Source organism: Mesorhizobium sp. M7A.F.Ca.US.005.03.2.1 (assembly GCF_003997795.1).
GTDB lineage: Bacteria > Pseudomonadota > Alphaproteobacteria > Rhizobiales > Rhizobiaceae > Mesorhizobium > Mesorhizobium ciceri.
Genome location: NZ_RZRP01000105.1, coordinates 1 through 11559, shown reverse-complemented (window position 1 = coordinate 11559; position 11559 = coordinate 1). Strand labels below are relative to the sequence as shown.

Below are 11559 nucleotides of genomic sequence, written 5' to 3'. Positions count from 1 at the left end.
CTCGAATTCCCCGGCGCCAGCATCGTCTTTCTGTGCGAGGCCCGCTTCGAGAGCTTCGTGATCGCCCATGGTATCGCTTCCGAGGTGGTCGCATTCAGGCGCGACCGCATGCGCGGCACGCCCTTGGAGCGCGGGAAGGAGCTCTACGCCATGGTGCGGGCGTTGCGCCGCTTCCGCTTCGACCTGACCATCGACCTGACCGATTCGAAGACGTCGCGCATCCTCACCGGGCTCGTCAACGCAAAGACCCGTGTCGGATACAATCCCTCCGAAAGACCCTTGCGTATGCTGGAGCGGCAGCCCGCCAACGTCCTTGCCAAGCCCTACGGCTTTGATGGCCAGCATTTCCTGTACCGCTACCTCTCGCCGCTCGAAGCGCTCGGCATTGAACTTCGCACGGTGATTCCGAACCTTCAGCCGCTGCCGTTGGAGACGGCGAAAGCATTGGCGCTGCTGGATAAGCACCATCTGCGGCCAAATGCCTTCATCGCCGTGCATGCGGGTGCAAGCTTCGAGGGGCGACGTTGGCAGCCGGAGCGGTTTGCAGCAGCGATCGTCGAGATTGCCGGCGAGACCGGCCTGGACGTCGTGCTGGTGGGCGGCCCGGACGAGCGCGAGATCGCCGAACGCATCGTCGCCAGGACCGCGCCGCCGGTCGTCAATCTCGTCGGTGACCTGTCGCTTGAAAGCCTGCTGGCGGTGCTGAAACAGGCCCGGCTGTTTCTCGGCAATGAGAGCGGCCCGATGCACATGGCGGCAGCCACTGGGACCCCGGTTGTCGGGCTGTTCGGTCTGACGGAGCCGTCGCGCTGGGGTCCCGTCGGCGTGCCCAGCATCTCGCTCCAGCCGCCGATGCCTTGCGCCTGCATGGCAGAGGACCTTTGCCGCGCGCCGGATCCCAGCAAGGCATGCTGCGTCTGGGGCCTGGAGGTCAAGCCGGTGGTCGAGGCGGTGCGCGAGGTTCTTTCGCGCACCGAAATGCAGCTGGAACGCGTCATCTGAGATCATGCATCGCATGCACGACTCTCGACGCGGTAGAAGACACGTTCGCCGCAGGAACGGTCACATTGTCGCGTGGAGCGCTTTTCTGCTATGCATCATCCTGATTTCCGCCTTCATGCGGGTCTTTGGGATGCCTGCTTGAAATGACGGGTCAGGAAATCGGTTTGATGCGCCTGCTGCAAAAAAATCTCTGCATGATCGCCATGTCGTTGGCGATGGCATCCGCCGGCCATGCCGCGCCGCTCGTCGAGCCGACGCTGCACATCAGGCCGCAGGCGAGCGGCGCCGGCCGTGTGGCACTCACGCTCGATGCCTGCGGCGGACAGACCGACAGCCGGATCCTTTCGGCGCTGGTGGACAACAAGATCCCCGCCACCATTTTCGTGACCGGCATCTGGCTGAAGCGAAACGCCGCCGCCGTCGAGATCATGCGGGCGCATCCCGATCTGTTCGAACTGGAAAATCACGGCGGCCACCACATCCCGGCGGTCGACACGCCGCGGAAAATCTACGGCATCCGCAGCGCCGGCAGCCCGGATGCGGGGCTGGCCGAGGTCGAATCGGGGGCCGCCGCTCTTGCCGGGACCGGCGAGCCGGCGCCGAAATGGTTTCGTGGCGCAACCGCCGAATACAGCCCGTCGGCAATCGCCATGATCCGCAAGCTTGGCTTCAAGGTCGCGGGATTCTCGATAAACGGCGACGGCGGCTCCTTGCTCGGCGCCAAGGAAACCGCGCGGCGCATCGCGGCGGCCAAGGACGGCGACGTCATTATCTCGCATATCAACCAGCCGACCCATGCGGCCGGCGAAGGCGTGGTGCAGGGGCTGCTGGCGCTCAAGGCCAAGGGCTTGACCTTTGTGCGGCTCGACGATGCCGAGGGCATGGGCAATAACGGCACCACGGAGTGAGTGGCCAGCCGAGCGTATCCCGATGCCTTCGGCGTTGGCTCAGTCCGGTTTGGCTTCGATCGTGACCTTGCTGGCGTAGAATGCGCCGTGGTTGCCGATTTCAGCCATCTCGTCGAAAGGCCGTTCATAGGCCCACATGGCGTTCTGGCCGGTCTCGCCGGCAGGCAGCACGCTCCAATAGCTTGCATCGCCCTTGTAGGGGCAATGGGTCGAGTGGTCGGTGCGGCCAAGCTTGCCGAAATCGATGTCGGCGAACGGAATGTAGAAGGCCGCCGGATAGGGAGCTTCGGTCAGCACCTTGGCCTTCGCTGTTGAAGCGATGACCACGTCTCCGGCGCGCACGGTAACGGTGCCGGCATAGGGCTCGATGGTGATGATTTTGTCCGGGTTGCGTTGGAAACCGGGTGCGGGGTTGGCGATCTGATCCATGCGGCGGCTCTCCTTGCGTCGACTTTGAGATGTGTCGCGCAAACGCATTGTTCAAGGCCTGCCGTCGCCATGCAACACGCAAACACCTGCCCAGGCCGGCACTGCCGGATCGCGCCTCCGAATATCCTCGATACTTGTCGTCAGCTGTCAGGCAGCGGCCTTGAACACGTCCATGAGACCGGCATAGGCGGCAGCAATACCGGCGACCGGGTTGCTGCTTCTCGATACGGTCTCGACCTTCAGGGAACCACCGCCGGTCGGCAAGGTGAGCAGCAGGAACTGGCGGTTTCCGCCATCGCCGACTGACGCGGCTGCGACGTGCTGGTCCTCGCCCTGGTTCTGGACGCACATCTTGAACAGCAACGTGCCGCCGACCGCTTCCAGCGCGCCGCCGACAACTTCAACAAATTCATCTTCGGAAACAGTCTTTGTGTCCGGCACCAGATCGGCCAGACTTTCGGCAAGCGTACTCTCGAGAGCCTTGTCGTCGAGCTGCGCGTCCATGCGAACCTCTTTCAGTCGCCAATCGCACCCCTTTGCCCGTTAACGAAGCTTAACGCCGACGATGGCCGGATTGTGGCGGTTGTTCCCAATGCAGTGCTCGGCCGTATTGGCGGCTGGACAATCCGTCGGTTCGCTCCACAATGGGACAAAAAGCACAACGCAAAAGCGTGAGGGAGGACCGAATGCTGGGACTGATGCAGGAATGGCCGCTGCTTTGCCATAAGCTCATCGACAATGCCGAGCGGCAGCATGGCGTGCGCGAGATCGTGTCACGCTCGATCGAAGGGCCGATCGTGCGCACCACCTACGCCGACATCCATCGTCGCGCCCTGAAGGTCGCCCAGCGGCTGGAACGCGACGGCTATGGGTTGGGCGACCGCATCGCGACGCTGGCCTGGAACACCGCCCGCCACATCGAGGCCTGGTACGGCATCATGGGCATCGGCGCCATCTACCACACGCTCAATCCGCGGCTGTTTCCCGAGCAGATCGTCTGGATCATGAACCATGCCGAGGACAAGGCAGTCTTCGTCGACCTAACTTTCGTGCCGCTGCTCGAGAAGATCGCCGGCGCCGTCAAGTCGCTGAAACAGGTGATCGTGCTGACCGACAAGGCACACATGCCGCAGACGACGTTGCCCAATGTGGTCGCCTATGAAGACTGGCTTGAGGAGGCGGATGGCGACTTCGCCTGGAAGACCTTCGACGAAAGCACCGCCGCAGGCATGTGTTACACCTCCGGGACCACGGGCGATCCCAAGGGCGTCGTCTACAGCCACCGTTCGAACGTGCTGCACGCCATGATCGCCGCCATGCCCGACGCCATGGGGTTGTCGTCGCGCGACACGATCCTGCCTGTCGTGCCGATGTTTCACGCCAATGCCTGGGGCCTTGGCCAGAGCGGGCCGATGATCGGCGCCAAGCTGGTCATGCCCGGTTGCAAGATGGACGGCGCCTCGATCTATGAACTGCTCGACACCGAGAAGGTGACCTTCAGTGCGGCCGTGCCGACCGTCTGGATGATGCTGCTGCAGCACCTGGAGGAGACCGGCAAGAAGCTTCCCTATCTCAATAAGGTCGTCATCGGCGGCTCGTCCTGCCCGCGCGCGATCATGACGAAGTTTCAGCAGAACTACGATGTCCAGGTCATCCATGCCTGGGGCATGACCGAAATGTCGCCGCTCGGCACGCTGTGCACCCTGAAGCCGGACTATGCTGGTCTTGAGGGCGAAGCCCGGCTCGATGTCCAGCAGAAACAGGGCTATCCGCCGTTCGGCGTCGAAATGAAGGTGACCGACGACGACAACAATGCGCAACCCTGGGACGGCAAGACATTTGGCCGCCTGAAAGTGCGTGGGCCGGCCGTTGCCCGTGCCTATTATGGCGGCGCCGGCGTGGAGCAGTTCGACGGGGATGGCTGGTTCGATACCGGCGACGTCGCCCACATCGACGCGGGCGGCTATATGCAGATCACCGATCGCGCCAAGGACGTCATCAAGTCCGGCGGCGAATGGATTTCGACCATCGACCTCGAGAACCTGGCTGTCGGCCATCCCGATGTCGCCGAGGCGGCAGCCATCGGCGTCCACCATTCGAAATGGGGCGAACGGCCGCTGCTGGTCGTCGTCCGCAAACCGGGCAAGGAACCGAGCAAGGCCGATATTCTCGACTTCATGGACGGCAAGGTGGCCAAATGGTGGATGCCGGACGATGTCGCCTTCGTCGGTGAAATTCCGCACACCGCCACCGGCAAGATCCAGAAGATCACCTTGCGCCAGCAGTTCAAGGATTATCGCCTGCCGACGGATTGACGCGATGTCGCATGTTTCGGCTTCATGGCATCGCAAAAAGGTTCTAAGTCTCCGTTCGGGTTGGGGTGGTACGGCAATCGATGGCAAGTATTCCTGAACGGCAAACGTCGAGGGCAGCCGGATGGTCGCGGCGCACGGCCGCTTTTTCGTTGGTGCTGCTGCTGACGGTCTTTGTCGGCCATCGCTTCGATCTCGTCGAAACACCTGTCTTTCTGTGGGTGCTCGGCATTGTCGCGCTGCTGGCGGCGATGGCGCTGTTGTTTGCCGGATTTGCCTTTTCGCGGCTCTGGAATTTCGGCGACCGCGGCGGTCGCGACCTGACGGTCGGCGCGCTGCTGGCGCTGCTGGTGCTCGCACCCTACGGCGTCGCCGCCTACTGGGCGACGATCTATCCGCCGCTCAGGGATATCTCGACGGATTTCGACGAACCGCCGGCGCTCGACGTGAGCGACCGCACGAAGGATATGAACGTGCTTGCGCCGTCGACGCCTGGGGAACAGCGGCTGCAGACCGATAGCTATCCGCTGGTCAGCGCACGCAGCTACGACCTGCCGTTCGAGACTGTCGTCAATGCCGTCGAAACTGTACTCGACCGGCGCGACTGGGATCTATCGGAACCCTATCCTGATCTCGCCGGGCAAAGCGAGGTGACCATCACCGCCGTCGCCAAGGGCTTCGTGATCGGCCTTCCCGCCGATGTGGCGATCCGCGTGACGGACGATGGCGATACGGTCATCGTCGACATGCGGTCGGCGTCCCGCTACGGTCGCTACGACCTTGGCGACAATGCCGCGCGCATTGTCGATTTCCTTGCCGAGCTCGACCAGGAAGTCGCCGGTCAGGTTGGCGCCGCGCCGGCCGAGTGAGGCACGGGCACTTGGCAGTGGGCTGCATTGCCTATCCGGCCGGCGTGAAAATGCCGTCGATGGCCGGTGCGGCATCGGTCACAACCAGACCGCGCGCCGTCAGATCCTCGAGATGGGCAAGCACCGACAATCCGGCGGCGCCATGCAGCCGCGGATCGGTATCCCTGTAGATCGCCTTGACCATGTCCACGATCGTCCGGTCGCCGGCCCGGACCCGCTCCAGGATGGCGCGCTCGCGCATCTTGCGGTGCGTCTTCAGCCCGCGCATGAAAGCGCGCGGTGCCGTCACCGGCCCGCCATGTCCGGGCAGCAGCAAGCGGTCTTCGCGGTCGATCAGCCGGTCCAGCGAGGCCATGTAATCGGCCATCGCTCCATCCGGCGGGGCGACGATGGAGGTTGCCCAGGCCATGACATGATCGGCCGAAAACAGGATGCCGGTTCCTTCCAGCGCGAATGCCGCATGATTGGCGGTGTGGCCCGGGGTCAGAACCGTCCTGATCGACCAGCCGTCGCCATCGACCGCCTCGCCGTCGGAAAGGGCGATGTCGGGAACGAAAGCCATGTCTGCACTGGCGTCGAGCGCATTGGTCTCGCCGATATGCAGGGCTCTTGCCGGCCGGTGCGGCCCCTCGGCCAGCACGATGGCGCCGGTGCGCTCTTTCAGCCGGGCCGCCAGCGGGGAGTGGTCGCGATGCGTATGGCTGACGAAGATATGGCTGACCGGCCGGCCTGCGATCACCTCGAGCAGGGTCCGCAGATGCGCCTCGTCATCCGGCCCCGGATCGATCACCGCCAGCGTATCGCGGCCAACAATGTAGCTGTTGGTGCCGTGAAAGGTGAAGGGGCTTGGATTGCGGGCCGTGATGCGCTGGACATCGGGGGCGACGCTCACCCCCTGGCCATAGAGGGGGTCGAAGCCGGTATCGAACTTCAGTGCCATGCATCGGTGCCTTGTTTCGGGAAACGGCAAAACCGATTGCCGCATAACACGCAAGCCAATATAGGAGGATATGAGGCCGCGAACATCTGGTAGCGGCAGTCGGATTGGGGAAATACCATGGCAATTGCAACTACGATGCGTCCGCTTGTTTCTCTGGCTCTGCCGCAAAGCGGCGCGGCGCGGCTGGCAACGCAGCTTTTCCTGGCCATCGCCGGAACGCTTGTGCTGACACTGTCGGCCAAGACCAAGGTGATGCTCGGGCCGGTCGACATTTCGATGCAGACGCTGGCCGTGCTGCTGATTGCCGCCGCCTTCGGCATGCGTCTCGGCGTCGCCACCCTGCTGCTCTACATGGCCGAGGGCGCCATGGGCTTCCCCGTCTTCCAGAGCACGCCTGAAAAGGGTCTCGGCATTGCCTACATGCTCGGCTCGACCGGCGGCTATCTCGCCGGCTTCGTGGTCATGGCGGCCATTGTCGGCTGGGCGGCGGATCGCGGCTGGGACCGCCACCCGATCAAGCTTTTCAACGCCATGCTGGTTGGCGAAGTCGTCATGATGGCGATGGGCTTTGCCTGGCTGGCGCTGCTCATCGGTCCGGAAAAGTCGTGGCAGTTCGGCGTCGTGCCGTTCATCGTCGGCGACCTGATCAAGGTGGCTCTCGCGGCAAGCCTGGTGCCGGCCGTCTGGACGCTGCTCAAGCGCGGCTGAAGCCCGAGCAGACCAGCGGCTTGAGCAATCAAGCCTTGGCTGGCATGGGGTGATTGGCGGATTTCAGCGTGGCGTCTGCCAAGTAATCACACTTAGGTTTCTGGAAACAGCTTCGGAAACAGTGAATCCAATGCGTCGGCCGGAAAGCGTAGCGACACCGGACCTTTGGGTGTTTCCGACGCCAACAGACCGAGCGCGATCACCTCATTGAACACGCGACGCGCCGTGCGTTCGGGCAGTCCGCTAATGCGAGACGCTTCGCCGCGTTCAAATTCGCCGCGCATTAGCGCTTCCTCCAGGAGGCGGGCGGCTTCGGGTTTGAGGCCACTGCGCTCGACGTAGCGACGCAGCCGCTTCGCGAGCGTGTCGAGATCGAACAAGCCGGTCATTAAGTTCACCTGATCGATGCACACCTGCATGAACCATAGCGTAAAGTCGCCGAGTGCGCGCTCGGAGAGGTTGCCCCGTCCGTCGAGATCACCCTGGCGGGGCATATCGGCATGATCCATCATGCGCTTGTAGTCCGTGCGGCTTTTCACGCCGCGCGCTAGACCGCGTGAGATCGACCACAGCCCGTGCGCGGCGATCCCAGCCTCAAGGGCCATGGCGTGGCTCATCAAACGGCTGACGCGGCCATTGCCGTCGGGGAACGGGTGAATGTAGTTGAAACGGTTTCTTCCATGTCTGGCCGATCTTGGCTTCTGCTAAATACGTATAAAGATATATTTCGAATTTTCCAGGATATTTGGCCGATCTTTTGGCCGATGATCGGTACCGTGCCGGCTTCCGCCGGCCATACGCATCTGACTAGGTTGCCGTCCCGACGACACCAACATACAGCTGCTTCGGAACGCAATATCTCCGCTCTCTAGATCGATCTGTCTCGGCTCCCAGGCGACTTGCCAAGGGGTTGATCGCCGAAGCGGTGCTGGAAATTACATCGCATTATTGGCCCTATCGTTCGGCGTCGGTGCGTTGCAGACGGTATCTTTTCAATCGCATCAAGCAATGCTGTTGATCAAAAGTTCCCGCACTGTTGATCCGAGAAATAGATGCTTGCTGGAGCAGCCGCGCTGTCGTAGCTCTTGGTCTCCGACTGTATCGAATCGCCGGGGGGCGAGACGTCCGATTCGTTTTTGTGCGCGAGCAGGTCAGATCCACTATCGCGCTGGTCTGTCGCCGACACGGCAGCCTTGGGGAAGGGGGGAAGACATTGAATGTCGCAGCGTCGACTATCGTCGGAAGCCGGCACTTCCTGTTCAGGATTCGGTTTCAACTGCTTGGCGGACTGACATTCGCGATTTTTGCGCCGGCGATTATCCGGATTGTCTTCAATCCTGAATTTATCTATTCGGCCAATCTTCAGGTAACAGTAGCCGCTGCGGTCATCGCTCACCTTGTGGGCTTCTTATCTTATCGCCGCATCGGAAATTTCCCGGGCGTGGCCGCGGCAAGTTACATCTTGCCGACATTTGCCCTGTCCTACGGGGCTGTTTTCCTGACCATCTTCTTTTTTCGGTTCGAGTACAGCCGGTTTCAGGCCGCCGCCAGTTTCACGCAGTCCACGCTCTGGTATTTCGGCCTGAGCCTGTTGACGCGGCGTCTCGATCCGTACCGGCTCGTCGTGATTCCCGGCGGAGATGTCGAGCGCCTCAAGACATTACCGGGTGTGCATTGGTTTTGGATCAAGTCGACCAGTACGATAATCGAAAGAGCCAGCGGCGTGGTCGTTGATCTGCGTGCCGATCTTGGCGCGGAGTGGGAACGATACATCGCGGATCGGGCCCTTTCGGGAACGCCCGTATACCACGTCAAGCAGGTCAGCGAGTCGCTGACCGGTCGGGTCGAGATCGAGCACCTGTCGGAAAACACGCTTGGTTCGCTCAATCCGAACCAGGCCTACCTCAAGATCAAGCAGGCGGTCGACTGGGTCTCGGCACTTGTCTTGACTATCGTTCTTTCCCCCGTTCTGGCGTTGATTGCGCTGCTGATCCGGCTGGATTCCGATGGTCCCGCGCTGTTTCGCCAGCAACGCATGGGCTACCGGGGCAAGATCTGCACGGTCTACAAGTTTCGCTCGATGCGCCAGCACTCTGGCGCCGGCAGCGACAAGGAGAGGGCGATCACCAGGCACGACGATGATCGCATCACCCGAGTCGGGCGTTTTCTGCGAAAATCCAGGATCGACGAACTGCCGCAGGTCATCAACATCCTGCGTGGCGAAATGAGTTGGATCGGACCGCGACCGGAAGCTGTCGTGCTGTCACAGTGGTACGAGGCTGAGCTGCCATTCTATCGCTACAGACATATCGTCAGGCCAGGCATAAGCGGGTGGGCACAAGTAAATCAGGGGCATGTGGCTGCTGTCGATGACGTTATGGAAAAATTGCACTATGATTTCTATTACATAAAGAACTTTTCGCCTTGGCTGGATGTTTTGATAACTCTCAAGACAATGAAAACGATGCTTACCGGCTTTGGTGCGAGATGACCAATGCGAAGTATGGCTCTGGAATAGCAAGCGCAGGAAGCAGATGGATCTCGCCTCCAGGAAAATAGCAATCATCGGGCTTGGCTATGTCGGTCTGCCGCTGGCGGTCGCCTTCGGCGTCACCAGGGATGTCGTCGGCTTCGACATCAACCAGCCGAGGGTGGACGCGCTGAAGCGTGGCGACGACCATACGCTGGAAGCCAGCAGCGATGAGATCAGTGCTGCGTCGCGGCTGACATTCACCACCGACAAGGCTGATCTGCGCGATTGCGGGATTTTCATCGTTACGGTTCCGACGCCGATCGACAGGGCCAACCGTCCGGATCTGAAACCGCTGATCATGGCCTCGACTTTGGTCGGTGAGGTCATCTCGCCAGGCGCGGTGGTGATCTTCGAATCAACGGTCTACCCCGGCTGCACGGAAGAGGTGTGCGCTCCGCTGATCGAGAAACATTCGGGCCTGCGCTACAATGAGGGGTTCTTCCTCGGCTACAGTCCCGAGCGCATCAACCCGGGCGACCGGGAGCATCGGTTGCAAACGATCGTCAAGGTCACCAGCGGCTCGACGCCGGAAGCGGCCAAAGGTATCGATGCGCTCTATGCCTCGATCGTGCCGGCAGGCACACACCGTACCTCGAGCATTGCGGTCGCCGAAGCGGCCAAGGTCATCGAGAACACTCAGCGCGACCTCAACATCGCGCTGATGAACGAGCTGTCGCTTATCTTCGGCAAGCTCGGCATCGACACCTCCGAAGTGCTGGAAGCCGCCGGCACCAAATGGAATTTCCTTCGCTTCACGCCTGGTCTGGTCGGCGGCCACTGCATCGGCGTCGATCCCTACTATCTCACCCACAAGGCCCAGGAACTCGGCTATCATCCGGAGGTGATTCTTGCCGGCCGCCGTATCAATGACGGCATGGGTCAGCATGCGGCGGATCAGACGGCCCGCCTGATGATGCGCAAGGGAATACCTGTCGTTGGCAGCCGGATTCTGGTGATGGGCGCGGCCTTCAAGGAAAATTGTCCGGACCTGAGGAATTCCAAGGTCGCCGATATCGTTGCCCAACTGAAGGAATACAATGCCGGCATCGACATATGGGACCCCTGGGTCGACGCGCAGGAATGCGCGCGTGCCTTCGGCGTAGCGAGCATGAAGGACATTCCCGACCAGCGCTATGACGGCGTTATCGTGGCCGTCGGCCACAGGCAGTTCCGCGCTCTGGGCGTCGACGGCCTGCAGGCTCTTTGCAAGACCCCCGGCGTCATTTACGACATCAAGGGTCTGTTTCCCAGGCATGTCACGGATGGGCGCTTCTGATGAAGGTTCTGGTCACCGGCGCGGCCGGCTTCATAGGGTATCACGTAGCCAAGCGGCTGCTGGAGCGCGGTGACGAGGTCGTCGGCATCGACAACGTCAACGACTACTACGATCCGGAAATCAAGGAGGCGAGACTGCGGCTCCTGGACGAAGCGAGCCGCAAGACCAATGCCGGATACCATTTCATCCGCGGCAATCTCGCCGACAAGAGCGTGGTCGACGCCTGCTTTGCCGACCACGCATTCGACCGGGTGATCCATCTCGCCGCCCAGGCCGGGGTTCGCTACAGCCTGGAAAATCCGCATGCCTATGTCGAAAGCAACATCATCGCCTACACCAACATGCTGGAGGCCTGCCGCAACAGCGCCGTCGCGCACCTGACCTATGCCAGCACCTCGAGTGTCTACGGCGCCAACACCGACATGCCGTTTTCCGAGCATCGTCCGGCCGACCACCCGCTGCAGTTCTACGCCGCGACCAAGCGCGCCAACGAGCTGATGGCGCACAGCTACAGCCATCTGTTCGGGCTGCCGACGACCGGGCTTCGCTTCTTCACCGTCTATGGCCCCTGGGGGCGCCCGG

At 61.8% G+C, this 11559-nt stretch carries 12 protein-coding genes and 1 pseudogene; 8 read left to right on the top strand and 5 right to left on the bottom strand.

The window, feature by feature from the left end; all coding sequences use genetic code 11:
* The coding region (locus EN991_RS08700) for a glycosyltransferase family 9 protein (RefSeq protein WP_164768928.1) at positions 1-1002 on the top strand (1002 nt) is incomplete at its 5' end.
* A gap of 167 nt (positions 1003-1169) precedes the next feature.
* Positions 1170-1910, top strand: coding sequence for a polysaccharide deacetylase family protein (locus EN991_RS08695; protein ID WP_127368586.1), 741 nt, complete (start codon positions 1170-1172; stop codon positions 1908-1910).
* Positions 1911-1949: 39 nt separating this feature from the next.
* Here the strand turns inward: EN991_RS08695 and EN991_RS08690 are convergent, their stop codons facing one another.
* Positions 1950-2339 carry a DUF427 domain-containing protein gene (locus EN991_RS08690; RefSeq protein ID WP_013532741.1) on the bottom strand — a complete coding sequence of 130 codons (390 nt, stop codon included), beginning with the start codon at positions 2337-2339 and terminating at the stop codon, positions 1950-1952.
* A 147-nt stretch (positions 2340-2486) separates the two neighbouring features.
* Positions 2487-2843, bottom strand: a complete 357-nt coding sequence (locus EN991_RS08685) for a hypothetical protein (RefSeq protein ID WP_013532740.1) — start codon at positions 2841-2843, stop codon at positions 2487-2489.
* A gap of 182 nt (positions 2844-3025) precedes the next feature.
* Between EN991_RS08685 and EN991_RS08680 the strand changes: the two genes are divergently transcribed.
* Positions 3026-4654: a fatty-acid--CoA ligase gene (locus EN991_RS08680; protein ID WP_127368585.1), complete on the top strand. Its 1629-nt coding sequence runs from the start codon at positions 3026-3028 to the stop codon at positions 4652-4654.
* 80 nt (positions 4655-4734) lie between these two features.
* Positions 4735-5520, top strand: coding sequence for a DUF1499 domain-containing protein (locus EN991_RS08675; RefSeq protein WP_024503644.1), 786 nt, complete (start codon positions 4735-4737; stop codon positions 5518-5520).
* Positions 5521-5551: 31 nt separating this feature from the next.
* Here EN991_RS08675 and EN991_RS08670 read toward each other — a convergent pair whose 3' ends face one another.
* Positions 5552-6460 (bottom strand): MBL fold metallo-hydrolase, encoded by a 909-nt coding sequence (locus tag EN991_RS08670; RefSeq protein WP_127368584.1) that lies wholly within the window; start codon positions 6458-6460, stop codon positions 5552-5554.
* A gap of 117 nt (positions 6461-6577) precedes the next feature.
* Between EN991_RS08670 and EN991_RS08665 the strand changes: the two genes are divergently transcribed.
* Positions 6578-7168, top strand: coding sequence for a biotin transporter BioY (locus tag EN991_RS08665; RefSeq protein ID WP_027164125.1), 591 nt, complete (start codon positions 6578-6580; stop codon positions 7166-7168).
* Between the two features lie 92 nt (positions 7169-7260).
* On the opposite strand, the gene EN991_RS08660 is transcribed toward EN991_RS08665, so the two are convergent.
* Together EN991_RS08660 and EN991_RS41650 are read right to left on the bottom strand one after the other, a co-directional pair.
* Positions 7261-7773 (bottom strand): hypothetical protein, encoded by a 513-nt coding sequence (locus EN991_RS08660; RefSeq protein WP_245460925.1) that lies wholly within the window; start codon positions 7771-7773, stop codon positions 7261-7263.
* 6 nt (positions 7774-7779) lie between these two features.
* A pseudogene (locus EN991_RS41650) lies at positions 7780-7833 on the bottom strand (Fic family protein); the annotation flags it as partial.
* Positions 7834-8306: 473 nt separating this feature from the next.
* Between EN991_RS41650 and EN991_RS08655 the strand changes: the two are divergent.
* The 3 genes from EN991_RS08655 to EN991_RS08645 all read left to right on the top strand — a co-directional run.
* On the top strand, positions 8307-9659 hold the full coding sequence (locus EN991_RS08655; protein WP_245460924.1) for a sugar transferase: 1353 nt from the start codon (positions 8307-8309) through the stop codon (positions 9657-9659).
* 43 nt (positions 9660-9702) lie between these two features.
* Positions 9703-10977: a nucleotide sugar dehydrogenase gene (locus tag EN991_RS08650; protein ID WP_127368583.1), complete on the top strand. Its 1275-nt coding sequence runs from the start codon at positions 9703-9705 to the stop codon at positions 10975-10977.
* Positions 10977-11559: NAD-dependent epimerase/dehydratase family protein (locus EN991_RS08645; protein ID WP_127368582.1), on the top strand; the 583-nt coding region annotated here is incomplete at its 3' end. The genes EN991_RS08650 and EN991_RS08645, both read left to right, overlap by 1 nt.

What these genes read in the sequence shown, in the direction of transcription:
- EN991_RS08675 (WP_024503644.1), top strand. Translation starts at nt 4,735, where the DNA reads ATGGCAAGTATTCCTGAACGGCAAACGTCGAGGGCAGCCGGATGGTCG.
- EN991_RS08670 (WP_127368584.1), bottom strand. Translation starts at nt 6,460, where the DNA reads ATGGCACTGAAGTTCGATACCGGCTTCGACCCCCTCTATGGCCAGGGG.
- EN991_RS08665 (WP_027164125.1), top strand. Translation starts at nt 6,578, where the DNA reads ATGGCAATTGCAACTACGATGCGTCCGCTTGTTTCTCTGGCTCTGCCG.
- EN991_RS08680 (WP_127368585.1), top strand. Translation starts at nt 3,026, where the DNA reads ATGCTGGGACTGATGCAGGAATGGCCGCTGCTTTGCCATAAGCTCATC.
- EN991_RS08685 (WP_013532740.1), bottom strand. Translation starts at nt 2,843, where the DNA reads ATGGACGCGCAGCTCGACGACAAGGCTCTCGAGAGTACGCTTGCCGAA.
- EN991_RS08690 (WP_013532741.1), bottom strand. Translation starts at nt 2,339, where the DNA reads ATGGATCAGATCGCCAACCCCGCACCCGGTTTCCAACGCAACCCGGAC.
- EN991_RS08660 (WP_245460925.1), bottom strand. Translation starts at nt 7,773, where the DNA reads ATGGCCCTTGAGGCTGGGATCGCCGCGCACGGGCTGTGGTCGATCTCA.
- EN991_RS08650 (WP_127368583.1), top strand. Translation starts at nt 9,703, where the DNA reads ATGGATCTCGCCTCCAGGAAAATAGCAATCATCGGGCTTGGCTATGTC.
- EN991_RS08695 (WP_127368586.1), top strand. Translation starts at nt 1,170, where the DNA reads ATGCGCCTGCTGCAAAAAAATCTCTGCATGATCGCCATGTCGTTGGCG.